The organism is Lactobacillus acetotolerans DSM 20749 = JCM 3825, from assembly GCF_001436775.1.
Lineage (GTDB): Bacteria > Bacillota > Bacilli > Lactobacillales > Lactobacillaceae > Lactobacillus > Lactobacillus acetotolerans.
The window spans coordinates 1-25,704 of sequence record NZ_AYZC01000006.1; the positions used below are offsets into that span (position 1 = coordinate 1).

20 protein-coding genes are annotated in these 25,704 nt (G+C 37.0%); 13 read left to right on the forward strand and 7 right to left on the reverse strand.

Going from position 1 to position 25,704, the window contains the following annotated elements; genetic code table 11:
• Positions 1 to 397: 397 nt before the first annotated feature.
• Complete coding sequence (locus FC77_RS01745; protein WP_056969851.1) at positions 398 to 619, reverse strand: hypothetical protein; 222 nt, start codon at positions 617 to 619, stop codon at positions 398 to 400.
• Positions 620 to 711: 92 nt separating this feature from the next.
• Positions 712 to 2,271: an ATP-binding cassette domain-containing protein gene (locus tag FC77_RS01750; RefSeq protein ID WP_056969853.1), complete on the reverse strand. Its 1,560-nt coding sequence runs from the start codon at positions 2,269 to 2,271 to the stop codon at positions 712 to 714.
• Between the two features lie 447 nt (positions 2,272 to 2,718).
• Between FC77_RS01750 and FC77_RS01755 the strand changes: the two genes are divergently transcribed.
• The 5 genes from FC77_RS01755 to FC77_RS01775 all read left to right on the forward strand — a co-directional run bounded on the left by FC77_RS01755 (position 2,719) and on the right by FC77_RS01775 (position 8,729).
• Positions 2,719 to 3,810 carry a BMP family lipoprotein gene (locus FC77_RS01755; RefSeq protein ID WP_056969855.1) on the forward strand — a complete coding sequence of 364 codons (1,092 nt, stop codon included), beginning with the start codon at positions 2,719 to 2,721 and terminating at the stop codon, positions 3,808 to 3,810.
• 124 nt (positions 3,811 to 3,934) lie between these two features.
• Entirely contained in the window at positions 3,935 to 5,017 is a 1,083-nt protein-coding gene (locus FC77_RS01760) for a BMP family lipoprotein (protein ID WP_056969857.1), read from the forward strand.
• 73 nt (positions 5,018 to 5,090) lie between these two features.
• On the forward strand, positions 5,091 to 6,629 hold the full coding sequence (locus FC77_RS01765) for an ABC transporter ATP-binding protein (RefSeq protein ID WP_056969860.1): 1,539 nt from the start codon (positions 5,091 to 5,093) through the stop codon (positions 6,627 to 6,629).
• Entirely contained in the window at positions 6,622 to 7,773 is a 1,152-nt protein-coding gene (locus tag FC77_RS01770; protein WP_056969862.1) for an ABC transporter permease, read from the forward strand. The genes FC77_RS01765 and FC77_RS01770 overlap by 8 nt, the downstream gene beginning before the upstream one ends.
• Positions 7,773 to 8,729: an ABC transporter permease gene (locus FC77_RS01775; RefSeq protein ID WP_056969865.1), complete on the forward strand. Its 957-nt coding sequence runs from the start codon at positions 7,773 to 7,775 to the stop codon at positions 8,727 to 8,729. Before FC77_RS01770 ends, FC77_RS01775 begins: the two co-directional genes overlap by 1 nt.
• Positions 8,730 to 8,870: 141 nt before the next feature.
• Here the strand turns inward: FC77_RS01775 and FC77_RS01780 are convergent, their stop codons facing one another.
• Positions 8,871 to 9,698, reverse strand: a complete 828-nt coding sequence (locus FC77_RS01780; RefSeq protein ID WP_056969868.1) for an aldo/keto reductase — start codon at positions 9,696 to 9,698, stop codon at positions 8,871 to 8,873.
• 127 nt (positions 9,699 to 9,825) lie between these two features.
• Here FC77_RS01780 and nagB point away from each other — a divergent pair, with 127 nt between their 5' ends.
• Positions 9,826 to 10,551 (forward strand): glucosamine-6-phosphate deaminase, encoded by a 726-nt coding sequence (nagB, locus tag FC77_RS01785; RefSeq protein WP_054681387.1) that lies wholly within the window; start codon positions 9,826 to 9,828, stop codon positions 10,549 to 10,551.
• A gap of 100 nt (positions 10,552 to 10,651) precedes the next feature.
• Here nagB and FC77_RS01790 read toward each other — a convergent pair whose 3' ends face one another.
• Positions 10,652 to 12,748, reverse strand: coding sequence for an SLAP domain-containing protein (locus FC77_RS01790; RefSeq protein WP_056969869.1), 2,097 nt, complete (start codon positions 12,746 to 12,748; stop codon positions 10,652 to 10,654).
• Positions 12,749 to 12,994: 246 nt separating this feature from the next.
• Here FC77_RS01790 and FC77_RS01795 point away from each other — a divergent pair, with 246 nt between their 5' ends.
• Positions 12,995 to 13,642 carry a deoxynucleoside kinase gene (locus FC77_RS01795; RefSeq protein WP_056969871.1) on the forward strand — a complete coding sequence of 216 codons (648 nt, stop codon included), beginning with the start codon at positions 12,995 to 12,997 and terminating at the stop codon, positions 13,640 to 13,642.
• Between the two features lie 23 nt (positions 13,643 to 13,665).
• A complete protein-coding gene (locus FC77_RS01800; protein WP_054681397.1) occupies positions 13,666 to 14,352 on the forward strand; it encodes a deoxynucleoside kinase in 687 nt (228 codons plus the stop codon).
• Positions 14,353 to 14,710: 358 nt separating this feature from the next.
• On the opposite strand, the gene FC77_RS01805 is transcribed toward FC77_RS01800, so the two are convergent.
• Positions 14,711 to 15,499, reverse strand: coding sequence for a Cof-type HAD-IIB family hydrolase (locus FC77_RS01805; RefSeq protein ID WP_056969873.1), 789 nt, complete (start codon positions 15,497 to 15,499; stop codon positions 14,711 to 14,713).
• Between the two features lie 217 nt (positions 15,500 to 15,716).
• Here FC77_RS01805 and FC77_RS01810 point away from each other — a divergent pair, with 217 nt between their 5' ends.
• The 5 genes from FC77_RS01810 (at position 15,717) to FC77_RS01830 (ending at position 22,479) form a co-directional block, all read left to right on the forward strand.
• Complete coding sequence (locus FC77_RS01810; RefSeq protein ID WP_056969876.1) at positions 15,717 to 17,024, forward strand: NCS2 family permease; 1,308 nt, start codon at positions 15,717 to 15,719, stop codon at positions 17,022 to 17,024.
• A gap of 150 nt (positions 17,025 to 17,174) precedes the next feature.
• On the forward strand, positions 17,175 to 18,485 hold the full coding sequence (locus FC77_RS01815; protein ID WP_056969878.1) for an NCS2 family permease: 1,311 nt from the start codon (positions 17,175 to 17,177) through the stop codon (positions 18,483 to 18,485).
• Positions 18,486 to 18,681: 196 nt separating this feature from the next.
• The gene (locus tag FC77_RS01820; RefSeq protein ID WP_054681399.1) at positions 18,682 to 19,059 is read left to right on the forward strand and encodes a cupredoxin domain-containing protein; all 378 of its coding nucleotides are present in this window, start codon (positions 18,682 to 18,684) and stop codon (positions 19,057 to 19,059) included.
• Positions 19,059 to 20,996: a copper-translocating P-type ATPase gene (locus tag FC77_RS01825; protein WP_056969880.1), complete on the forward strand. Its 1,938-nt coding sequence runs from the start codon at positions 19,059 to 19,061 to the stop codon at positions 20,994 to 20,996. The genes FC77_RS01820 and FC77_RS01825 overlap by 1 nt, the downstream gene beginning before the upstream one ends.
• A 157-nt stretch (positions 20,997 to 21,153) precedes the next feature.
• Positions 21,154 to 22,479, forward strand: a complete 1,326-nt coding sequence (locus FC77_RS01830; RefSeq protein WP_056969918.1) for an MFS transporter — start codon at positions 21,154 to 21,156, stop codon at positions 22,477 to 22,479.
• 78 nt (positions 22,480 to 22,557) lie between these two features.
• Here FC77_RS01830 and FC77_RS01835 read toward each other — a convergent pair whose 3' ends face one another.
• Positions 22,558 to 24,114 carry a ClC family H(+)/Cl(-) exchange transporter gene (locus tag FC77_RS01835; protein WP_056969882.1) on the reverse strand — a complete coding sequence of 519 codons (1,557 nt, stop codon included), beginning with the start codon at positions 24,112 to 24,114 and terminating at the stop codon, positions 22,558 to 22,560.
• A gap of 108 nt (positions 24,115 to 24,222) precedes the next feature.
• A complete protein-coding gene (gene gndA / locus FC77_RS01840) occupies positions 24,223 to 25,617 on the reverse strand; it encodes an NADP-dependent phosphogluconate dehydrogenase (RefSeq protein WP_054681401.1) in 1,395 nt (464 codons plus the stop codon).
• Positions 25,618 to 25,704: the final 87 nt, after the last annotated feature.

Sequence of the window (25,704 nt, forward strand, 5' to 3'; positions counted from 1 at the left end):
CCTGCTAACAGCTTATCATATATAAACTATCAACAGGGAATATCATAGACCCAAAATAATTTCCAGATCCCTTTTACTGTGTAAATTAATAGCTTTAATTAGCACCCAAGGGGAGCATAAAACATCGCAAATAATGCAAAACCATTACTTGTTCCTCTGCTTCGTATATCATCTACATATGAAATTGAATTAAAAATCTGTATTACTCCCATAATAATTAATAGGACTGCAAAGCCCCGAACAAATTCATTACTACCAAGAAAACTCTTCATTATTTCACCTTTTTTATAAAAACATAAATAAGCTTATAACATTATGTTATTACTTCTAAGCCAAAAGAAAAAGGATCCAAAAAATTATTTTAGACCCTTCTTCTTTATAAAATTAATTTTTCATTCTACCTAAATCCACCTACAAGGACGTAAATACCACTAAAAATCAACACCATACCAAATATTGGAGCAAAAAACATTGGAATCAATGCAAAGCCATTGTTTGTTCCTCGATGCAATATTCCTTTTATATAGGGAATTGAATTTATAATTTGAATTATTCCTAAAATAATTATTACGATACCAAAACCAGTATTAAATGCATTACTACTAAGAAATTTTTCCATCGTTACTCACCATTTTCTGTAAAAATATAAATAGTTCTTACCAATATATTATTACTTTTATTTAGAAATACAATAAAAAAATCAAAAATTCATTATTTTGATTTTAACTGCTTTAATTGTTTAGAAATATTTTGAATTTCTTTGATCGAAACATTCGGATCAGCCATTAATTTATCTAATTTGAACTTTAATAATTCTATTTGATTTTCTTTATCAATATTTTTATTTTGATGCACATAAGAAGGCGTGAGCAGTTGCTGGTGGACAATTTCCCATTTTTTAACATTAATATCAGAAATAAATTTCTTATCATGAGAAACAATAATAATAGCAAAAGGATAATCGTTAATAAAATTTTCTAAAGCTTCAATGGAACTTATATCCAGGAAATTGGTTGGTTCATCCAACAAGATCAAGTTATATTTGCCAAGCAAAGTTTCAGCTAGATTAAAGCAGACTAATTGTCCGCCACTCAAAGTAGCAATTTTATCATTTATATGTTCCTTTAGATTCAAATCTCCTAAAGCCTGCATAGTTGAACTTCTATCAAACATTGTTGTTTTCATTATTGAAGAAATAACTGTGCCTTCAGAAATTGAAGAAGCAACATTTTGATCAAAATAGCCAACCCGCAATTTTTTATTAAATATTCCTTCTATTTTTTGCTTATATAATTTTTTAAGAAAAACTGATTTTCCAACACCATTGTTACCAGTTAACAAAATTTTATCAGTGGCCTTAATTCCAAGTTCACGCGGAATCGTAAACAATTTTTTCTTAGCAATAGTTATTTCTTGTGCTGCAATTTTAACAAGACTACTATTTTTAGGAATTGTAATACTCGTTAAATTAGTAGTTATATTTTTTAAGGTTATTTTCTTATGCGTTATCGGCTTAACTACTTTTTCGTTACTTATCCTTTTGGCCAAAATGTGACTTGTCTTTAACAAATTCTTTTCGGCGCGCTCACCATTCTTGGTTTTCCAATCAGAATATGACTTATGTTTACTCTTATTATGAGTTAACTTTTTAGCTGCTTTTCCCTGTTGAAGTTTTTGCGTACTTGCCTTTTTTAAACGAGCAATTCTATGTTGGTGCACATTAAAAGCAGCCTCTTCTTTTTGCTTTTTAGTTTGTTCAAACTTCTCATAATCAGAATATTTACCATTAAATTGGGTTACTTTTTTATCTTTTATACACCAAATAGTATTCACAACAGAATTTAAAAAATCCCGATCATGACTTACTACTAAAAGTGAGATATCACGTGCGTTTAAAATATTAATTAACCATTTTTGCTGATTTATATCTAAATTCGAGGTTGGCTCATCTAATAAAAGCAAACTGTTGGGTTCGCGCTTTAAATTATAAATTGCCTTATCAATGGCTTGTCTTTCCCTTTCACCACCACTAATCCCTCCATAATCTAAAAGTTGGGGAACAAAAATAGTAGAACAATTTTTAACTATCTTGCCATGAGTCACATTTAAATTATTATTCTGATCAATAGCTTTCAGCAGAGTAGTTTTACCAACACCATTATTCCCAATTAAACCAATTTTTTCGTTAGTATTAATATTTAGTTCCGGAATATTAAATAGATCCCGATTACCAAAACTAATTTTAAAATTTATTATTTTAATGAGTTCCATACTAATCACTCTCCTAATTCTAAGTGATTCAATATTTGCTCATTTGATTTTTCACCTTAAGTGGTACTTATGATTAAAACCATGAGCAATGAAAACAACTTTTCCATTTATCTGCAGTAATTTTTGTAAAGTCTTCATCATTGCCTCCTGATTAACTAAATTTTTTTAAATATCTATAAAATTCATTATTCACCTTTTAACTACGCAATTCAATTTTATATACAAATTTTGATTTATATTCTATCCACGGTCAGATATTATATTTTTTTATAAAAATTTTGATTGCATTATGCAAGATACATACTTCTGTAAATCTCATCGTGTGTTCTAGACCAAATGAGAATCCTATTCTATCAATACTCTATCTTGTATGTTGCTTTTGACAGTACCACTAAATATTGTTAATCTCAGATCTGTTAAAGGAATTTTATGGAGGAGTTCAAGTCAATGAATACAAAAATAAAAAAGATATTATCAATTGGTGCAATTGCACTTAGTGTCGGGATAATGCTCACTGCATGTTCTGGGAAAAAGCAAGGTGGGAGTGGTAACAGTAGCAGCAATGCTAAACACTCAGTAGCTTTAATTACTGACGTTAGCGGAATTAATGATCACTCCTTTAACCAATCTGCCTGGACAGGTTTTAAAGCTTATGGTAAACAACACGATTTAAATCAGGGCCGCAATGGTTACCAATATTTCCAATCAAGTAGTGCCGCTGATTTTCAGCCTAACTTAGATGAAGCAGCCAAAGCCGGTTACCAGACAATTTTCGGCGTCGGCTATTCACTAAAGGATGCTGTCAGTGCTGCAGCTAAAAAGTACCCTAAGAAAAATTTTGCCATTATTGATGACAAAATTGACGGACAAAAGAATGTTGTTTCAGCTAATTTCAAAAGTGAACAGGCCGCATATTTAGCCGGAGTAGTAGCCACAAAAGAAACTAAAACTAATACGGTTGGTTTTATCGGTGGTACACACGGTGATATTATCGACCTTTTTGACGCTGGTTTTACTAAAGGTGTTAAAGATGAATCCAAAAAGTTACATAAGAAAGTAACCATCCTAAATCAATATGTAGGTAATTTCACCAGCGCTGATAAAGCTAAATCAATCGCCCAATCAATGTACACTAAGAAAGCCGATATCATCTTCCATGCAGCTGGTGGTGCCGGTGATGGGCTCTTCCAAGAAGCCAAATCAATCAACCAAACTCGTCCTGCCAATAAAAAGGTTTGGGTAATCGGCGTCGACGTTGATCAATCTAATCTTGGTAATTATTCCGCAAAAGGCGGACAAAAATCGAACTTTGTTTTAACTTCCGTAATTACTGGTGTAAATGTCGCAACGCAAGATATCGCCAACCGTGCTTATAAAGGAAAGTTTCCGGGTGGTGAGCACCTCGTTTACGGCTTAAGAGGCAATGGCGTTTCTATTAAACACGGACAAATTACCCCTGCCGCTTGGAAAGATGCACAAACAGCTAGAGACCAAATTTTAAGTAATAGAATTAAAATTCCAACCCACCCTAATAAATAGTTCGTAATATACTTAACTAATTATCTTTTATTTCATATAAAAATAATATTATTGGATTTACACGTATATTAATGATAATATTTGTATTGATTATTCGTATTATTTGTGTGGAGGATAAAAGATAATGAACAAAAAGTTCAAGAAGTTATTGTCTTTAGGTATTGTTTTAGCGTCTCTCGGGTTGATCCTAACTGCTTGTTCAGGCAAAAAAGAGGGCAATGCTGGAAGTAAAAATAGTAAACATGATATTGCCTTAATTACTGATTCTAACGGTGTTGATGACCACTCGTTTAATCAAGCTGCTTGGGAAGGATTTAAATCATACGGTCAAGAACATGATCTGAAAAAGGGTAAGGATTACCAATACTTTCAATCAAGCAGTGCCGCTGATTACACCCCAAACTTTGATCAGGCTGCCAAAGCCGGCTACCAAACTATTTTTGGTGTTGGTTACATGCTGACTGATTCAGTTAAAGCCGCTGCGAAGAAAAATCCTAAGAAAAACTTCGTAATTGTTGATGATGTAATCAAAGGACAAAAGAATGTTGCTTCCGCAACCTTCATGAGTAACCAAGCCTCCTACCTTGCCGGTTTAGCTGCTGCTTATACTACCAAAACTAACAAAGTTGGTTTTGTCGGTGGTGCCAAATCTTCAATCATTAACTTATTCGAGGCCGGATTTAAACAAGGTGTCCGTGATGGCGCTAAAGCATTACATAAGAAAGTTTCCGTTTCTACCCAATATATTGGCAACTTCACCTCAACTGATAAAGCTAAGTCAATTGCACAATCAATGTACGCTGACAAAGCCGATATCATTTATCAGGCTGCCGGTAATGCAGGAAATGGTATTTTCCAAGAAGCTAAAGACTATAACCAAACCCGTCTTGCTAACAAAAAAGTTTGGGTAATTGGTGTTGACGTTGACCAACAAAGCTTGGGTAACTATAAAGCTAAGAATGGTAAGAAATCTAACTTTACTTTGACCTCTGTTCTAAAAGGTTTAAATGTTGCTACCAAATCAATTTCTGACAAAGCTTACGACAATAAATTCCCTGGTGGTAAACACATCGTTTACACCTTAAAGGATAACGGTGTATCTGTTACCAAAGGTAATCTAGATTCTAGGACCTGGTCAGCTATTCAAAAAGCCCGTAAACAAATTATTGCAGGCAAGATTAAGGTTGCTACTACACCATCCAAATAGTGCAAGTAACATTTCAAGAACTCTTCGTTTTACACGAAGAGTTCTTTTATCAAAAGGAAGATCATGATCAATTATGGAAAAAGAGACTAAAAATATAATTGAGATGCGCCATATTGTTAAAGACTTTAACGGTTTTAAAGCCAATAACAATATCAACCTCACGCTCCAAAAGGGTGAAATCCTGGCGCTTCTCGGTGAAAATGGCGCGGGGAAATCGACTTTAATGCGCATATTATCCGGGCTACTCGAGCCAACTGCCGGAGAGATTTATGTCCGCGGTAAAAAAGTCGACATTAAAGATCCTACAGTGGCTAAAAATTTAGGAATTGGTATGGTCCACCAGCATTTTATGTTAATGGAATCATTTACCGTGTTAGAAAATATTATTTTGGGCCATGAGAGTACGAAGGGACCAATATTAGACTTAAAAAAGGCAGCAAAACAAGTGTCTGCCTTAGCTAAGCGTTACGGATTAACCCTTGACCTCAACGCAAGAGTTGCGGATATTACGGTAGCACAACAACAAAAAGTAGAAATTTTAAAAGTATTATACCGTGGGGCAGATATTCTTATCTTTGATGAACCAACTGCCGTATTAACCCCGCAGGAAGTTACTGAATTCATTAAAATCTTGAAAGGTTTAGCAAAAGAAGGCAAATCTATCATCTTAATTACCCACAAATTAGAAGAAATTAAAGAGGCAGCCGATCGGGTAATAGTCATTCGTGCCGGTAAAAGTGTCGGCACCTTTGATGTGGCAGCAGTTAGTGATGATCGGTTAGCTGAATTAATGGTTGGCCGCCATGTTAATATGACCCTCACCAAACCCCAAGTTAAGGCAGGTAAAGAAATCTTAAACGTAAAAGATTTACACGTTAAAGATAACCGCGGCATCATGGCAGTCAAAGGATTATCTTTTGCTATTCACGCCGGTGAAATATTAGGGTTAGCCGGAATTGACGGTAATGGTCAAGATGAATTGGTGGAAGCAATTACCGGTTTACGGCACGTTACTTCTGGTTCGGTAATAATTAATAATAAAGATATGACTAACCAAAAGGTACGTAAAATTACTGAGGCTGGTGTTGCCCACATCCCTGCCGACCGGCAAAAGTATGGTTTGATTTTACAATTCCCCTTAGCCGATAATTTGGCCTTGCAAACATATTACAGGCCACCACTTTCTAAACACGCAATTATTAACCATAAGGCTATTCATGAACACGCTGAAAAATTAATTAAACAATTTGATATCAGAACAACTAGTGCCACACTTCTTGCAAGTGATTTATCTGGAGGTAACCAACAAAAAGCGATTATCGCTCGCGAATTAGACCTCAAGAGTGATTTAATCATCGCTTTTCAACCAACTCGTGGCCTCGATGTCGGTGCGATCGAATATATCCATAAACAGCTACTTGCTCAGCGCTCTGCTGGAAAAGCCATTCTGCTTATTTCTTATGAATTAGACGAAATTATGCAATTATCTGACCGCATCGTTGTTCTTCATGATGGGCAAGCCTCTGGCGAGGTTAAGCCTGAAGAAACAAGCAACAAAGAATTAGGCCTGCTAATGACCGGAGCAAAGACAGAAGGTACAAATCATGATTAAAGTTAGTCCAAAAATAAAACGGATCCTGGTACCAATTATTTCTATTATTGCTGGATTCTTAGTTGGTGCGATCATTATGCTTATCTGGAATTACAACCCAATCCAGGCTTATTCATCCATGTTTGCGAGTGCCTTAGGAAACATGAACGGAATTGGTGAAACTATTCGGGAAGCCAGTCCACTTATTTTTACAGCAATTGGCTTTGCCATCGCTTCAAAAGCTGGTTTCTTTAATATTGGCCTGCCGGGGCAAGCACAAGCTGGCTGGTTAACTTCAATTTGGATTGTTTTAGCTTATCCTAATATGCCTAAAATAATCTTATTGCCCTTGGCAATTATTGTGGGGACCATTGCCGGTGCTTTAGTTGCAGGAGTTGCAGGTTACTTGCGAGCACAATTTGGTACAAATGAGGTAATCACAACCATCATGCTCAACTACATCGTGCTTTATACCTGCCAATACCTTATGCAGCAGGTTATGTCACCTAATTTGCGAATCGATACAGACACAACCAAAAATATCTCGAGTAATGGCAGTTTAAAAATTAACTGGTTAACCAATATGTTTGGCGGATCTCGAATCAATGCCGGTATTTTCTTAGCTTTGGTTGCTATCATTATTTACTGGTTTTTGATGAAGAAAACAACAATGGGTTTTGAAATCAAATCCGTTGGTGCAAACCCATTTGCCAGCCGTTACGCCGGAATGTCCTCCAAGAAAAATATTATTCTTTCAATGTTACTATCCGGGAGTTTTGCCGGATTAGGCGGTGTTGTGCAAGGATTAGGAACTTACCAAAACTACTTCACGCAAACTACGAGCTTAGACATAGGCTGGGATGGTTTATCCGTTGCTTTACTTGGCGGTAGTACCACTATCGGCATTTTACTGGCTGCCATTTTATTCTCCATTTTAAAAATCGGTGGGTTAGGGATGCAGACAATTGCCGGTATTCCCTATGAAATTGTTTCCATAGTTATCGCCGCAATTATCTTCTTTGTCGCAATTAGTTACGTCATCGGCTTGTTATTTAAGACGAAAGATAAGAAAAATAATTACCAACAACCGCAAAGAAAAGAACGTGGGCCCAATAATGGCATAGATGGCTCTAATATCGAAGTTGGTAAGAAAGGACAAATTTAATGAATATTGTTACTACGTTGGCACTGATTGTGTCATCAACTTTTGTCTACTCTGCACCGCTAATTCTTACTGCACTTGGCGGCGTATACAGTGAAAATTCTGGGATTGTTAACATCGGTCTTGAAGGGATCATGACCATGGGTGCTTTCTCATCCATCGTCTTCAACTTAACCTTCGCTTCTACATTTGGTAAAGCTACCCCATGGATCGGAGCATTGGTTGGCGGTATTTGTGGACTAACCTTCTCGCTTTTGCACGCTGTAGCTACGATTAACTTTCATGCTAACCACGTTATCAGTGGTACCGTGCTCAACTTAATGGCCCCACCACTCGGCGTCTTCTTAATTAAGGCAATTTATGATAAGGGCCAAACTGAAAATATTACCCAAAACTTTGGCTACTTTACCATTCCTGGTTTAGCCAACATCCCTATAATTGGGCCAATTTTCTTTAAAAATACGTCGGCTCCTGCCTGGTGCGCAATCCTTATTTCCATCCTATTATGGTGGGTTTTATATAAGACCCGTTTCGGCCTACGCCTAAGATCCTGTGGTGAAAATCCACAGGCAGCCGATACGATGGGCATCCACGTTTACGCTATGCGTTACGCAGGTATACTTATCTCCGGCTTCATGGGTGGCCTTGGAGGCGCAGTCTTTGCGGAAGCAATTTCTGGCAACTTCTCAGTTTCTACCATCGTAGGGCAAGGATTCATGGCATTAGCCGCCGTTATCTTCGGCAAGTGGAACCCGTTAGGTGCAATGTGGGCCTCCTTATTCTTTGGTTTTGCTCAAAGTCTAAGTATTATTGGAAACCAACTGCCTCTTATTTCTAAAATTCCATCTGTTTATATGCAGATTGCACCATACGTGATCACAGTTGTTGTCTTGGTTCTTTTCTTCGGTAAATCTGTAGCTCCTGCTGCCGATGGGGTTAACTACATTAAATCCAAATAACTTATTTCAAAGCAAAATAAAATTGCCTCTTCTTTTCACGAAGAGGCGATTTTTTATCTAAAAAAGTTACACACATATCAACATATTTATCCACAACATATTGATAATATTTAAAATTATTTTCTATATCTTGTATTACGGCTAAATCGTATCCAATGATTGTTTCTCAGTTGGTTGTGGGAAGTCCGCATTAATCAACCGCAATTCATCTTCTGTCAATTTAATGTCCTGTGCCGCGATATTGTCCTTCATATGGCTAACCTTACCTGCTTTAGAAAGAACCAAAATACGGCCGCTTCTCATTGCCCATGCAAGCATTATTTGGTGAACTGTAGCATCATGATCACGAGCAACCACCTTTAAATTCTGGGTAACTCGAATAGAATCACCATTGCCAGAATTAAATGGAGAATAACCAATAAAACGGACACCGTGTTTTTGTTGCCATGGAAAAAGATCATACTCGACACCACGGTGATCTAGGTTATACAAATCCTCATTGACAAAACATTCTTTGCCGCCCGGCACCGTAAACAATTCTTTCATATCCGGTGTGTCAAAGTTAGAAACACCCCATTTACGAATCAGGCCTTCTTTTTGCAAAGCTTGCAAGCCTCTAACCGTATCTGATAAACGGTGATTACCACGCCAGTGCAATAAGTATAGATCTAGATAATCAATTCCTAACCTTTTAAGGCTGGCTTCTAGGCTCTTACGCTCAAGTTCTGGTGTTGCATGATAAGGATAAAATTTTGAAATTAAGTATATCTTACTTCGATCATAACCCTTCATGGCTTCGCCAACGAGCTTCTCACTCTTACCTTCACCATACATTTCTGCGGTATCAATCACGTTAATCCCGTTATCTAAGCCATAGTGAAGTGCCGCGATCTCATCATTTTTTTTCTTAGGATCTTCACCAATATTCCAAGTTCCAATCCCGAGTCCAGTTAATTTAGCAAAACTCATATCTATTTCACACTCCTACCTAAATTTTAGCGCATAAATACAATAATTTCTTTTTTTATTAGTTGACAAATTGGAATATACCAATTTATAATATGCTTAACAAGTAAATGAGGAGGAGTCATTCATTATGAAAATCATTGTTAAAGAAAACGATATCGAAGGCGGCGCAGCTGCATTCAAAATTTTTGAAAAAGGCATCAAGAATGGTGCTAAAGTTTTAGGTTTAGCTACCGGTTCAACCCCTGTTACACTTTACCAAAACTGGGTAAAGAGTGACCTTAATTGCGATAATCTTACTAGTATCAACCTTGATGAATATGTAGGTTTAAAACCAGATAATCCTCAAAGTTACCACTACTTTATGCAAAAGCACTTGTTTGACAAGAAGCCATTCAAGAAGTCATATGTTCCCGATGGTCTTGAAGCTGCCAAAGATCCACAAGCAGCAGCTGATCACTATAACCAAATTATCAAAGACAACCCAATCGATATCCAACTTTTAGGTATCGGAAGAAATGGTCATATTGCCTTTAACGAACCTGGTTCATCATTTGACACTGTTACCCGTGAAGTTAAGTTAACTGACAACACCATTAAGGCTAACTCACGTTTCTTCGACAACATTGATGAAGTTCCAAAATCAGCAATTTGTATGGGAATTGCCAACATTATGTCAGCAAAGAAGGTTGTTTTGATGGCATTCGGCAAGAACAAAGCTCATGCTATTAAAGAAATGATCGAAGGTCCAGTTACTGAACAAGTACCTGCTTCAATCCTACAAAAGCATTTAGATGTAGTTGTAATCATTGATAAGGCTGCCGCATCAGAATTAGACGACAAATATAAGAAATAAAATAAACTTAAGACAGATTAATGAATCCAAAAAACTGAGGTGAACCACGTATTCACCTCAGTTTTATTTTTGCCTTAAATTAAAATTATTTACTTACATATTATTTTTTAGAAGCTGAATAAAGCTTCTTGCTACGAACACTAGGCTTTACATCAGCGGCTCTCACAGCATAACCATCGGTATCAGCAAATATGCTCCTCAAAGTTTCTGCAAAATAATACCTACCATTCACTTTAACTATCTTGGGATCACCTATAGACATAACCTGACCCTTCTTAAATTTAGAGTCTGGGTGCAGGTTGATTTCTCCATACGGATCTTCAAGGTAATCATATGTGTTAACTTTAGCAGTTACATCCATAGCCCTTGAATTCTTAGTGAAGCTCTTAGAAATTCGATCAAGTTCTGCTTTATATTTCTTATATCTTGGACTCTTTGCAAAGTTATCTCGTTTAACGTTTTGAGCCGGAACGTAGTAAACCTTTTTCTCGGCAACTAAGAAATAATACTTACCTTTTATCTTTACTACCGGGTTTACATAGTATCCGATATTATCGCCCTTCTTCAAAGTTGTCTTAGACGGGGCAAGTTTAACTTTATTAACATTCATATAAATATTAGGATTTTGCTTGGTGACATCTCTGTATACTTTAGTATTACGTTTTGCCACTAAAACGGTCTTACTTTGATCGTAATTAATCAGCTTATTGTATTTACGTAAAGTTGCATCCTTCTTTAGGTCTTCCGGATATAAAGAACTCTCGTTGTCGGTTTTTGACTTTTTTCTAGCTGGCTCAGGAGCCTGCGTTGCATAATCTGCAATATTTAAAGTGTGTTGAACATTGTCATCATCAAAACTAATTAGCTTAGTATTATGGTTGACGAAGGTTGCCCAATCACCGGTGGCAGCACTGACTAGCTCTTCAATTTTGGTAGCTTCCCGATTAGTTATCTTATTTAAATAAGTTACCTGAACCTTAGCTCCATTTAATGATTTTGCGGCTTTATCCAAAAGCCAAGCGGCCTGCTTAACCTCTGCAATACTTGCTTTACTTGAGGCATTAGTCTGCTTAGCGGCATCCAAGGCCTGATCGTAACTCACCCTTAAATACGATTCAGAAAGTTTATAAGGATCGCCTGCTTTAACCGTTTGTTCATCATTAATTAAAGACTGCAATTCTTTTTTATCATCTGAACTAGCGGTAATAGCACCTGCTTCAGCTTCTTTTTCAGTATTTACCGGTTTTAATTTTACATCGTTATCAACGTCAACATCAGAGGCTTTAACAAAACCTTCACCGATATATTCATCTTTTTTAATAGAATTAACGTAACTCTTCACGTTCGGCAGATGGTAGAATAATTCAGATTTTTGCTCATCCGGTAACCAAATATAGAGCAGCTCATCGGCAGTGGCCTCTGCACCCTTTGTGGTGGTCCTATAAGGATGATCCTTCTTTGTGCCGTTAATAGTATAAACATCGGCATCCTTATTAAAAATCAGTTGCGCCTTTGTTGGAGACTTAAAATCAGTGACTTCAAGATTTTGTCTGGGTGTGACATTATACTCATAATCGGCTTCACCGCCATAAATATATTCGTCTTTGCCAGCAATTTTATAATAAAACTGCGTGTCGATATCTTCTTCTTCGACCGATACAAGCTTATCAACCGCAACTTTTTGCCCTTTTTTGACAACATCATCATTTTCATTCATATCAGAATCATAGGTATGAGAGTCATTCTTACCGGTAACATAAGTCGTTCCCCGATAATACATTGTTTCACCATCAATCGAGCCAATATTATCTGCTCTAATATAAGCATTCTTACCCACGCGATAGTAATCATGACCATTAATGTTCTTATACGGCAACCAATAGTAGGTGTTCCCACTTTGGGGAGTATATTTAGCAAAATAATGCTTCTTCAATTCGGTTGTTTGCTCCGGATTACCCATGTACTTAACCTTTTTGCCTTTGGCAACAAAGGTATTTCTCTTGCTTCCTTTGTAAGTTTTCAGCCGCTTGCCATTCTTACCATAAAAATAAGAATTGTAATTCAAGGTAAGCATCCCTTTAGAGGAAGTTTTTGCAGCCTGAACAGTTGCATTAGAGCTTCCCATAAAAGCCACTGTCGGAATAATTAGTAACAGCATAGCAATCATGGTTATAACTGTTTTTTTACTTGATTTCATCCTTCTACACCTCAAAAAATAAAACTATATACTTATACCACTATTTTACTACAAGCACTAACGTTGTCTAATCGTTAAAATACGATAAAAAAGCAATTCTTTGTTTCTAATCATATTTAAAAAGCTACCTGTATCATACAAATTGCCTTGACTTTTACCGAAAAAGCTTAACTAAACTTCCTCTTGTTAGCCCCCACATATCGTATTAAACTAGTTAGGTATCTATATCTTGTATTTAGAAAGAACGTGATCCAAGTTATTGTTTTAAGTGGCCCAATTGGAGCCGGTAAATCCAGTTTAACCAGTATTTTAGCTGAACATTTAGGTACTCAGGCTTTTTATGAAGGGGTCGATAATAACCCTGTTCTTCCTTTGTATTATAAAGATATGAAACGCTACACTTTTTTACTTAACATTTACTTGCTTAACCACCGGTTAGCACAAATCGATCAAGCAATTAAAGAGAAAAACAGTGTTTCAGACCGTTCAATTTACGAAGACGCATTATTTTTCAAAATGAACGTTGATAGTAAGGTTGCTGACCCAACAGAATTTAAAATCTATGACGACTTACTCGAGAATATGATGGAAGACACTCCTGGTAATCCCAGTAAAAAGCCAGATTTATTGATTTATATCCATGTATCACTTGATACGATGCTTAAGCGCATAAAAAAGCGTGGACGTTCATTTGAACAAATTTCTAATGATCCAAGCCTGAAAGATTATTATGCTAGGCTTCTTCGCTATTACGAACCATGGTATAGAAACTATGATGCATCACCAAAAATGAAGATCAACGGTGACTCATTAGACTTTATGATCAATGAAGATGCTAAAAAAGAAGTTTTAAGTGAAATTGATAATAAGTTACGCGCTATAGGTAACTTATAGAGTAACGAAAAAGAAGGAACGTGATGACAGTTATTGTTTTAAGCGGGCCAATTGGAGCCGGTAAATCCAGTTTAACAGGTATTTTAGCAGACTATTTAGGAACTAAGCCGTTCTACGAAAGTGTCGATGACAACCCCGTCTTGCCACTTTTCTACGCTGATCCGAAAAAGTATGCTTTCTTATTGCAAGTATATTTCTTAAATACGCGTTTCCACAGTATCAAAGACGCGTTGACAGAAGACAATAATGTTTTAGATCGTTCTATTTATGAGGATGCTCTCTTCTTCCAAATGAACGCAGACATTGGACGGGCAACTTCAGAAGAAGTCGATACTTATTACGAGCTACTGCACAATATGATGCGTGAGCTCGATAATATGCCCAAGAAAAGACCTGATCTGCTTGTACACATCAAAGTTTCTTATAATACGATGATTAAACGTATCCAAAAGCGTGGTCGTCCTTATGAGCAACTTAGTTACGATGCAACTTTAGAAGATTACTACAAACGACTGCTTCGTTATTACAAGCCATGGTATAAAAAGTATAATTATTCGCCAAAAATGGTAATTGATGGTGATAAGTTAGACTTCATGACTAGTGAGAAAGATCGGCAAATTGTTCTCGACCAAATAGTTGCCAAATTAAAAGAAATGGGTAAGTTACCAAAAGATTGGGATAAACCTACTGATGTTAAAATTAAAGCATAAAGAAAAACTGAGCAGTTACTAAAACTGCCCAGTTTTTTATATCAATTTTTCTGCATATATAAATTCTGCATATATAAATAAGGTAAACAAAAAGTAGCTCACCAAATTTGATGAGCTACTTTATAATGAAATTAAGCAAAAAATATTATCTGGTAAGCCATTAATTGTATTGCAATTAAAAAATTACAATCCAGATAACACTTATATTATAAAACACTAAAGTATCAAATGTACTTTTTTCAAAGACATTTTCTATTCTATGTAAATCAGATAATTACATAATCCCAATTCTGTAATATCAAAAATGACAATTTTTAATTTCTGTAAGAACATTTATACGCATTTAATATAATTATCCTCACATTTTTTCAAGTGCATCCGCAATGCCATCGTGATTATTATCCGCCGTGACAGTCCCAATTTTCTTCTTTAAATCCTCAGGAGCATTACCCATTAAAGCAGGATGTCCAACCACATCTAACATTGCTTCATCATTATAATTATCGCCAAAGCCCCAACAATCTTGAAGCTTTACGTTAAATTCTTTAGCCAGCGTTTCAACGCCTTTACCCTTTGAAACACCTTGAACCATAATTTCAAGCAAATGTGGCGCCGATTTAACTAAATAAAGGTTAGGATATTTAGGAGTCAAATCTGCCTTCATCTGATCTAATACTTTGGGCTTGCCCATAAGCAAAACTTTGTGTACACCTTTTAATTTTTTAATTTGGTCAATTGATACAGGTATTGCCTTAACCGCAACTATTTTTTCTTCATCTTCAACTAATGAACTCTTATTTTTAGAGCAATACCAGTTATAGCCGCTGTAAACATTCCAAGCACTGCCACTATTCTTATCTTCAGCATATTGGCAAATTTCAGCGGCAGTTTTTGCAGTCATGAATTGAGAATTAAGCGGCTTGCCCATTTCATCCAACACTAGGGCACCATTATAAGCAATCATCGGACAGCCATTGGTAATCTGACCCGCAGCAGTCATAATAGCTTTTGGCATCCGTGCCGATACAGGAACAAATACGTTCCCCTTGATGATCTGTCTGCGAATGGCATCCCGCGTCTTAGGTGTGACCTTTAAATCCGTATTAATTAAAGTCCCATCAATATCTGAAAAAATCAGTTTCGCCATATTTTCTCCTTAATAAATCGTAGAGTTTTCTTATAATTTATTTTAGCGGTTACATCTTTATTAGGTCAACTTCCTTTTAGATTGGGTTATTAAAAACAGAGATTATTAATTCCTGTTTATACATATAATTCGTATTTACAAAATATTTAATCAATGATAAAGTATATAAGCTGATTGACTGATATAAAACACGAACATTTGCTCATGGAGGAGAAAAATGAATTTTATAAAGAGTTACTTTCGACTCGATAAGTATAAAACCAGCGTTAAGGTGGAATTTCTTGCTGGCCTAACTACTTTTATCAGTATGTCATATATCTTGTTTGTTAACCCTAGTGTATTAGGTGCCAGCGGCATGAACAAAGGTGCCGTCTTCACCGCTACCGCTTTAGCCAGTGCGCTTGGAACTGCAATCATGGGGATTGTTGCCAACTACCCGATCGCTGAAGCACCAGCTCTGGGAATCAACGCTTTCTTTGCTTACACAGTTTGTATTGGAATGCATGTTTCATGGGAAACAGCCTTAGCTGCCGTTTTCGTTGCTTCAATTATCTTCATCCTAATTACCATGTTTAAGTTGAGAGAAAAGATTATTGATGCAATTCCGGCAGATTTAAAGTTTGCTATTTCTTCTGGGATTGGTTTGTTTATTGCTTTCTTAGGATTGCAAGATAGTGGCTTGATTGTCGCTAACAAATCTACCTTAGTTGGTTTAGGTTCATTACACAGTCCATTAGTTTGGATTTCTATTTTTGGATTGTTGGTTACTATTATCCTAATGATTTTGAACGTTCCTGGCGCTATTTTCATTGGAATGATTTTATCTGCTATCTTTGGTATTTGTACTGGTCAAATTGCCTTACCACATAAAGTGATTTCAATGGCTCCAAGTATAGCCCCAACCTTTGGTCAAGCAATTTTCCACGTTAAAGATATTAATACGTTACAAATGTGGGTCGTTGTTTTAACCTTCTTGCTTGTTACTTTCTTTGATACTGCTGGTACCTTAATTGGTTTAGCTCAACAAGCTGGCTTCATGAAGAATAATAAAATGCCACGTGTTGGTAAAGCTTTAGCATCAGATTCAACGGCCATGATGGTTGGTTCTGTTCTTGGTACTTCTCCAGTTGGTGCATTCGTTGAATCAAGTGCTGGTATTGCTGTTGGTGGCCGTACCGGTTTAACCGCTGTCTTTGTTGCAATCTTCTTCTTGATTTCAATGATTTTCAGCCCGCTCCTAAGTGTATTCACTACCCAAGTTACCGCTCCAGCTCTAATTTTGGTCGGCGTATTAATGGCGCAAAATACCGCACATATCCATTGGAACAAGTTAGAGATCGCAGTTCCTTCATTCTTAATACTTATAGGAATGCCACTAACCTATTCCATTTCTGATGGTTTAGCCTTAGGACTCATTACTTATCCTATCTGTATGGTTGCTGCTAAACGCGGCAAAGAAGTTACTCCAATGATGTGGATACTATTTGTGATCTTCCTGATCTTCTTATGGGTATTGAATTTTTAAATAATAAATAAACTTAGCAGTTCATTATATAATGAGCTGCTTTTATATTACCCAGGAAATACGATCAAGACTGTCAGATAGTATCCCACCGCTATCTCGTTGTGCTACACTATTTATAATAGTTTTTTTAAAGTTTAATCAGGAGGAAAAATGACGACACTAAATAAAGTCTTTCATTTAACCGATGCTCATACCACTGTCAAGCGTGAATTAATTGCTGCATTAACAACGTTTGTCAGCCTCTCCTACATCCTTTTTGTTAACCCTAATCTTTTACATGCAGCCGGAATGCCTAAAGGAGCAGCGTTTACTGTTACTGCAATTGCAACAGCAATTGGTTGTTTCATCATGGGTTTAGTAGCGAATTATCCCGTTGCCTTAGCACCAACACTCGGCAGTGGAGCATTCTTTGCTTACAATGTTTGTGTTGGCATGCATATCAAGTGGCAAACTGCCTTAGCCGCAGTTTTAGTTGCTTCAATTTTGTTTATCTTAATTACTGTTTTTAAATTACGGAAAAAAGTAGTAGATGCTATTCCACAAGATTTAAAATATGCAATTTCTGCAGGAATAGGCTTATTTATTGCCTTTATTGGCCTGCAAAATGGGAAGTTGATCGTAAACAGTGATTCAACTCTTGTCACTTTGGGTAAATTCAATTCACCTGCTGTCTGGATTACCCTATTTGGTTTAATTCTGACCGTCATTTTAATGGCCATGCAGGTTCCAGGTTCAATTTTCATCGGAATGGTTGTCACAGCTATTTTCGGTATTTTAATTGGACAGATTCCATTACCAACCCATATTATTTCAAGTGCTCCCAACATTGCACCAACCTTTGGTCAAGCTGTTATTCACCTAAAAGATATTAATACACCACAATTATTTATGGTTGTTCTGACCTTTTTACTTGTTACCTTCTTTGATACTGCTGGTACTTTAATCGGAATGACTGAACAAGCTGGTATGGTTGATAAAAATGGAAAAATACCACGAATCGGAAGAGCATTTCTTTCTGACTCAACTGCCATGGTTGAAGGTGCCGTCCTTGGTACAGCACCCCTTGGTACTTCTGTAGAATCAAGTGCCGGAATTGCCATGGGTGGTCGAACCGGTTTAACTGCTGTTTTCATCGGGATTTTCTTCATCATTAGTATGATCTTCAGCCCACTCTTAGCAGTTATTCCAACTACTGTAACTGCGCCAGCATTAATCATCGTTGGTGTGTTAATGGCCGGTAACTTAAAGAAGATTCACTGGGAAAAGTTCGAAATTGCTCTTCCTGCCTTCTTAACCGTAGTTGGTATGCCGTTAACTTACAGTATCTCTGATGGCTTGGCTTTAGGCATGATTGCCTATCCAATTACCATGATTGCTTCAAAGCAATATAAAAAGGTTACACCGATGATGTATATTTTATTCATCATCTTCATTATCTTTTTCTTAGTAACAAATATGTGATAAAAATATTACTCATTATGTATTCGATTTCATTCTAATAATAATAGTATTCAAGCTATCTAACAATTATTTGCTTAGTTCCGCTAAGCAAATTTTTTATTGCTTTAATATTTACAACTGTAAACTTATATTGTGTGATTACAAATGTAGACAAAAGAGATAGATAAAAACAAATATCAATTCGGAGGTAAAACTTATGAATACTAATCAAATCATAGTATTGATTGCAGCAATTTTATTAATCGGTTTTATTATTTGGTGGTTCTTTGGTAAACATCAAGAAACTGCTGAAAATGCGAACGTAACTAAAGGCAAGCAGGAAGCTGATGTAGTTGTTAATGGTGGCTATTCTCCTTCAACCATCGTCCTAGAGAAAAATGTCCCAGCCGAAGTAAACTTCGATTTAAAAGATTCAACCGCTTGTCTTTCTCACGTAGTTTTCGATCAACTCGGAGTTAACAAAGATTTATCCAAGAAAGATGTAACACCTGTTAAAATCCCAACTAATAAACCAGGCGAATATGACTTTACTTGTCAAATGGGTATGTTCCATGGAAAGGTGGTAGTTAAGTAATGAAACTTTCAAATATTAAACGTTTTTGGATCGCATTAATTTTATCAATTCCAATGATTATCCAGATGTTGGCAATGCCTTTCCACTGGATGATGCCTGGATATAATTGGATAGCATTTATCACAACCACGGTAATTATGTTGATTTCAGCTGCACCATATTGGAAGAGTGCTTGGGCCGCTTTTAAGAAACATAATGCCAACATGAATACACTTGTAGCTGTCGGTACATCCGTAGCATACTTCTACAGTATTTTTGCTATGTTCACCAACCGTGCGGTCTACTTCGAAAGTGCCGCCTTCGTGACTATCTTTGTGTTACTTGGTGACGCCATGGAAGAAAAGATGCACTCCAATGCATCAAACGCATTATCCAAATTAATCAATTTACAGGCTAAAGATGCAGACGTACTTCGCAACGGAGAATTCGTTAAATTACCATTAAAAGAGGTTCACGTTGGCGATATCTTACGTGTCAAGCCTGGTGAAAAGATCCCAGTTGATGGTACTATTACTGAAGGAACAACTACAATTGATGAATCGATGGTAACTGGCGAAAGTATGCCGGTCACTAAGAAAAAGGGTGACAAGGTTGTAGGTGCAACCATTAATAGTAACGGAACCTTTACTTTCAAAGCTACCAAAGTTGGTTCCAACACAATGTTGTCCCAGATTGTTGAATTAGTTAAAAAAGCACAGACTAGCCATGCTCCTATCCAAAATCTAACTGATAAAATTTCTGGCTTCTTCGTACCAGCCGTATTAATAATTGCCATTATCACATTTGTTATTTGGTACGTATTTTTAAATGCCAGTTTAGTTAACGCTATTCTTTTCGCCGTTTCAGTCATCGTAATTGCTTGTCCTTGTGCTCTTGGACTCGCAACCCCAACTGCCTTAATGGTTGGAACTGCCAAAAGTGCCAAAATGGGTGTCTTAATTAAAAATGGTGAAGTACTAGAAAAAGTTACCAATATTGACACCGTCGTCTTTGATAAGACTGGTACCATCACCATTGGTAAACCTAAGGTTACCGATATTGTTGGCGACAGCAAACGCGTCTTAACAGTTGCCACAAGCCTTGAAGAGTCATCTGAACACCCACTAGCCACAGCAATTATAAAAAAAGCTAAGGAAGAAAAGATTGCTCCAGTAAAAGTAGATAACTTTGCTGCAATTGAAGGTAAAGGTGTTAAAGCCAACTTCAATAATCACACAGCACTTGTCGGTAGTAATAAATTATTCGCAAACAGCAATATTTCTCAGGAAATACAAGCTGAAGCTGAACAATTACAAAACGAAGCTAAAACTGTTATCTATGTTGGCTTAGATCAGCAAGTCATCGGTTTAATTGCCATTCAAGATGTACCGAAGCCAAGTGCCAAAGCTGCCATCGCCGAACTCAAGAAGCGTGGTTTAAAGACTGTTATGCTTACAGGTGATAATAAAAATGTTGCCCAAGCTATCGGCAAGCAAGTCGGTATTGACCAAATCATTGCTGGGGTTCTCCCAACTGATAAGGTGGCTAACATCAAGAAATTACAAAAAGCTGGCAATAAAGTTGCCTTCGTTGGCGACGGTATTAATGATACTCCTGCACTTTCTACTGCTGATGTCGGTATTGCCATGGGTGCTGGCACAGATATCGCCATTGAATCTGGCGGAATCGTCCTCGTTCAAAACGATTTAATGGGCGTTGTCAAAGCTTTGGATATTTCTAAGAAGACCTTCAACAGAATTAAGTTAAACTTGTTCTGGGCACTGATTTACAACTTAATCGGCATCCCTATTGCTGCTGGTTTATTTGCAGGTGTAGGTTTGCAATTAAGTCCTGAATTAGCCGGTTTAGCCATGGCCTTCTCCTCAGTATCTGTTTTAACCAGTTCATTATTACTTAACAAAGCAAAAATTGCTGGTACATCAACGCAAACAGCTTAAACTATACTTAAACGAAATAGACTACTAATTAATGTCAATTAGTAGTCTTTTTTTGTCTACTTTCACCGTTTTTGGTAAAATTGTACATTGGTTTCTTAAATAAGCAATGAAGGAGATGCTCTTAATTAGGTAAATGAATACTCATTTGCCTACTCTTATGGAAAATAATACAAATATTAAAAAGAATTATAAAAAAGCACCACTTTCTGAGGTACATATTCGGGTACTTATCGCGGTCATTTTAGGGCAAATTGCCTGTGGCTTCGGACTAGGAATCAGTGGGACTGCACTTACGAATGCTAGTAAGTACATTCAAATCAGTAGTTTATGGACAGGATTAATTGGAGCTGGTTCCCTAATTGGTTTGGCCGGCAGTATCGTCGTTGGCCGTTTATCAGACAAAATCGGTCGGCGAAAACTACTGATGATCAACATGTATATTCTTGCTGGTCTTACACTATTACACTTATTAACTGCTAATTTCTTCCTAACTTTTTTACTTAGAATTGGCATTGGATTAATGATTGCAATTGATTATACCGTTGGCAATGCATTACTAACGGAATGGCTGCCTAAAAGTGAAGGCAGTAAACGCCAAAGCCACTTATTAATCTACTGGACAATCGGCTTTATTGCTTCGTATATAACCGGTTCCCTAATTGATGGTTTTGGGGCTTATACCTGGCAGATTATCTTAGCTACCGGTGCCATTCCAGCACTTATAACCGCATTATTTCGCAGTTTCTTTCCCTTACCAGCTTCTCCAAGTTGGCTAGCCAGTCGTGGCAAAGTCAAGACAGCTAACAAAGTTATTGATAAACATTTGGGCCGTAACTGGGGTATATCTCCCAAGTTAAAGCATATAAAGCCAGTTAAATCAATGTCATGGACCATCCTATTCAGCAAAAAATATATTCGGCAGACTTTAGTCGGCGGTTTATTTTATGCATGCCAAGCCTTTGCTTTCTTTGGCATCAGTATCTTCTTACCGATTCTTTTACAAAGTATGAACATAAATAACCAGGCCGTTTCCGGTATTCTTTATAATGGTGGTATGTTTATCGGTGTTTTATTAGGCATTATTATTTTTAATCGAATTAGCCGGCGTTCCTTTTTAATTAATAACTTCCTCTTTTCAGAAATTTTAATCGGTATTTTAGCATTAATGCCGCAGATATCTTCAATACTTAAACTACTAGTCTTCTCTGTTTTTTCAATTGTTCTATCATCTGGCTTAGTTTTAGATTATTCATACCCAACTGAACTATTTGATATTAAAGTACGAGCAACAGGAGTTGGTACTTGTATTACTATTAGTCGAATCGGTGCGGCAGCCGGTACTTTCTTATTGCCAATCTTAACCGATGTCGGTGGTGCCGGCCTAGCTATGCTTGTCTGTGCTGGAGTTCTTTTATTTGCCTTCCTTATTTGTTTAATCTGGGCACCTGAAACTTCACCGAAATTTATTAAAAATACTAAATAAAAATAATTTAGATGGAAAAAGGGTAAATCACAACAAACTTTTGTTTGTGGTTTACCCTTTTTTAGTAGCCAATTTTATTTATCCATCAAATTTTACTTCTTGCAATTTAATCATCGCATTATAGACTTCTCCACGTTGACCAGAATCAACCGCCAATACTAGCATATCTCCTGCTAATATTTCGGTCTGGCCATTAGGAATTATGTCTTGACTACTGCGATGAATCACCTTAACTAGAGTACCTTTAGGCCACTTAATTTCGGCTACTTTTTTACCAACTAATTGACTAGATTCGTAAACTGGTACCGTTAATTGATCGCCGTAGCCAGAAGCAGTTTTGCTTACACCGTTCTTACCTTCCATTGCTTGGGCCAAACTATCATAAATCGGCTTACCGCCTAGCAGTTGGTCAGTAAACAATGCAATAAAGGCAACAACAGCTAAAGGCATCAAATGAAGAAGTGAACCGACCATTTCTGTGATCAAAATAATTGCCGTAAACGGTGCACGAATAACTGCTGCAAAGGAACCAGCCATTGAAAAAATAATCAGGTTAACAACTAAAACACGTGGAAGCAAGTGCAGTTGCACCATAAACAAACCATAGATGGCCCCAATCAGTGCCCCCATGGTTAGAACTGGTAAAAAAACACCACTCGGCAACCCTGAATCATAAGAAATGATTGAGAAGACTAATCTGAGTAAATAGAAAAAGACTAATGTTCCAAGCATAATCCAACCGGTTTTAGTTACCATTTCAGGCAAATCTAAAATTAACCGGCTGCCCGGTCCGGTAATCAAAGGTAAAAAGTATGCAATCGGAATTAAGATTGCGAGTGGAATGAGTCCCAGAAGCCAGTGCGGCAGAAATTCAATCTTGGCATAAAGCTTTTTACAAGAAAATAAACCCATTTTATAAAAATGTCCGAGTAATCCTAAAATTATTCCCAAGATAAGCAGATGCCAATAAAGCACAACTGGAAATGGATGATCATAGGCAATAGCCAAAACTGGTTGCTGTCCAAAAATATTAGAAGTTACAAAGTTGGAAGCAAGTGCACCAGCTAAAGCATTTATTCCCACACGTGGTGAAAAGTTATGAAAAATCGTCTCAAGCATAAATAGTACACCACTAAGCGGCGCACCAAAGGCAGCAGATAAGCCACTAGCTGCACCGGTTGCTAAAAGGACCCGTGAATTGGTTTTGTTTTGCTTAAACCCTTCGCTAACACCCTGTCCAATATTTGAACCAAGTTGCAGTGACGGCCCTTCTGGGCCCAGGAAAAGCCCAGTACCAATTACTAAAATGCTACTGATAAATTTCCGCCACAGGATCGGGAACCATCTAAGGCTTAACTTACCCTCTAGCTGCAATTTAACCTCTGGGATACCGGAACCACCAACATGCGGATATTGTTTTACGAAATAACCAGCAATCACATCTGTGGCAATAAAGCCAACAACAATGGCTATTAACCACATTGCATTATTATGTGCCAGTCTGAAAATATTCAGCCAAAAGCCAGTAGTCTGACTAATTCCATACCGAAATAGCCCGATTATTATTCCCGTACAAATACCAACAATTAGTGCTTCTAAAAGCAGTTTCACATCCGCTTTTTCTTTATCACTCATATATTCTCTATCACCCTTTTTATAAAACTTGCGAATATTATCTATTCTACAACAAAAACCAGCTAAAACTTAAAGCTTAGCTGGTTTCGTTACACGTGTAACGTTAATTTATTTTTCTTCATACCATTCAGTATGGCATACACCCACACGGTCATTTCTATGGTAAGTATGAGCACCGAAGTAATCACGCTGACCTTGGATTAAGTTAGCTGGAAGTGTTGGGTTAAAGATTGATTCCAAGTAATTAAGTGAAGCACTTAATGTTGGTGTAGGAATACCCGCATCAGTAGAAATCTTGATTATTGCCCGTAATGAATGAATATTCTTGTTTAACAAGTCCTTGAAGTACGGATCTTGGAATAGATTCTTAAGCTTCTTGAACTTACCGCCATCCATATAAGCATTCTCAATGTCTTTAAGCATTGATGAACGAATGATACAGCCAGCTTCCCAATTTTGGGCAATGGCTGTGTAACGCAGGTCCCAATTATATGCATCGGCAGCCATACCTAATTGTTGGAAGCCTTGAGCATATGAAACAGCTTGGGCTAACTGCAAAGACTTTTCCAAGTTATCAACCAAATCTGCTGGAACTTCACCGTTCCAAACGACACTCTTGCCTTCACGAGTCGTTGCTTTAGACATAAAACGCGCAATAACGGCTTCAGCAACCACGCTGATCGGTGCACCTAAACTGACACCATCTTCTAACATCCAGTTACCAGTACCCTTATATGAAGCAACGTTTAAGATGTGATCAATAACGTGATCAGGGGTCAAAGTATCCTTTTTCTTCAAAACCTTTGACGTAATTTCAGTTAAGTAAGAATGAACTAGATGGACGTCCCAATTAGCAAAAATATCGGACATTTCATCATCAGTTTTACCGGCAACCTTACGTAAAATATCATAAATTTCGGCGAATTCTTGCATAATTGCATATTCAATTCCGTTGTGAACCATCTTTACGTAGTGGCCACTGCCTTCAGGACCAATATAGCTTACACATGGACGGCCATCTGGAGTCTTAGCAGCAATTGCCCTTAAGATTGGTGCAACCTCGTTATAGGCATCCTCATCGCCACCTGGCATAAGAGCTGGGCCATGTAAGGCACCTTCTTCACCACCAGAAACACCCATACCAATAAAGTGAATCCCGTGCTTTTCCATTTCATGATAACGACGGTTGGTATCGTGGAAATTAGAATTACCACCATCAATTAAAATATCTCCCTTATCAAGGAGCGGTAATAATTTTTGCAAGGTTTCATCAACTGGCTTACCAGCCATAATTTGAATTAAAATCTTACGCGGTTTTTCAAGTGAATCAACGAATTCTTTCCAAGAATAAGTTGGTTTTAATTTATCATCTTTGTATTTAGCAAAAGCATCAATCTCTGACCTATCAATACTGTAGCCAGAAACTGAAAAGCCATGATTTCTTACGTTTAATGCAAGATTCTTACCCATAACGGATAAGCCAATGACACCGAACTGTTGCATATTAATAATTCCTCCATCATTTTTAGTTTATCAATTATCATTATACGACAGCAAAAAAGCGAAACCAAACGGTTTCGCTTTCCTATC

What these genes read in the sequence shown, in the direction of transcription:
- FC77_RS01835 (WP_056969882.1), bottom strand. Translation starts at nt 24,114, where the DNA reads ATGAGTGATAAAGAAAAAGCGGATGTGAAACTGCTTTTAGAAGCACTA.
- FC77_RS01805 (WP_056969873.1), bottom strand. Translation starts at nt 15,499, where the DNA reads ATGGCGAAACTGATTTTTTCAGATATTGATGGGACTTTAATTAATACG.
- FC77_RS01825 (WP_056969880.1), top strand. Translation starts at nt 19,059, where the DNA reads ATGAAACTTTCAAATATTAAACGTTTTTGGATCGCATTAATTTTATCA.
- FC77_RS01820 (WP_054681399.1), top strand. Translation starts at nt 18,682, where the DNA reads ATGAATACTAATCAAATCATAGTATTGATTGCAGCAATTTTATTAATC.
- FC77_RS01780 (WP_056969868.1), bottom strand. Translation starts at nt 9,698, where the DNA reads ATGAGTTTTGCTAAATTAACTGGACTCGGGATTGGAACTTGGAATATT.
- FC77_RS01800 (WP_054681397.1), top strand. Translation starts at nt 13,666, where the DNA reads ATGACAGTTATTGTTTTAAGCGGGCCAATTGGAGCCGGTAAATCCAGT.
- FC77_RS01750 (WP_056969853.1), bottom strand. Translation starts at nt 2,271, where the DNA reads ATGGAACTCATTAAAATAATAAATTTTAAAATTAGTTTTGGTAATCGG.
- FC77_RS01830 (WP_056969918.1), top strand. Translation starts at nt 21,154, where the DNA reads ATGGAAAATAATACAAATATTAAAAAGAATTATAAAAAAGCACCACTT.
- gndA (WP_054681401.1), bottom strand. Translation starts at nt 25,617, where the DNA reads ATGCAACAGTTCGGTGTCATTGGCTTATCCGTTATGGGTAAGAATCTT.
- FC77_RS01815 (WP_056969878.1), top strand. Translation starts at nt 17,175, where the DNA reads ATGACGACACTAAATAAAGTCTTTCATTTAACCGATGCTCATACCACT.
- nagB (WP_054681387.1), top strand. Translation starts at nt 9,826, where the DNA reads ATGAAAATCATTGTTAAAGAAAACGATATCGAAGGCGGCGCAGCTGCA.
- FC77_RS01765 (WP_056969860.1), top strand. Translation starts at nt 5,091, where the DNA reads ATGGAAAAAGAGACTAAAAATATAATTGAGATGCGCCATATTGTTAAA.
- FC77_RS01770 (WP_056969862.1), top strand. Translation starts at nt 6,622, where the DNA reads ATGATTAAAGTTAGTCCAAAAATAAAACGGATCCTGGTACCAATTATT.
- FC77_RS01775 (WP_056969865.1), top strand. Translation starts at nt 7,773, where the DNA reads ATGAATATTGTTACTACGTTGGCACTGATTGTGTCATCAACTTTTGTC.
- FC77_RS01810 (WP_056969876.1), top strand. Translation starts at nt 15,717, where the DNA reads ATGAATTTTATAAAGAGTTACTTTCGACTCGATAAGTATAAAACCAGC.
- FC77_RS01755 (WP_056969855.1), top strand. Translation starts at nt 2,719, where the DNA reads ATGAATACAAAAATAAAAAAGATATTATCAATTGGTGCAATTGCACTT.
- FC77_RS01760 (WP_056969857.1), top strand. Translation starts at nt 3,935, where the DNA reads ATGAACAAAAAGTTCAAGAAGTTATTGTCTTTAGGTATTGTTTTAGCG.
- FC77_RS01790 (WP_056969869.1), bottom strand. Translation starts at nt 12,748, where the DNA reads ATGAAATCAAGTAAAAAAACAGTTATAACCATGATTGCTATGCTGTTA.
- FC77_RS01745 (WP_056969851.1), bottom strand. Translation starts at nt 619, where the DNA reads ATGGAAAAATTTCTTAGTAGTAATGCATTTAATACTGGTTTTGGTATC.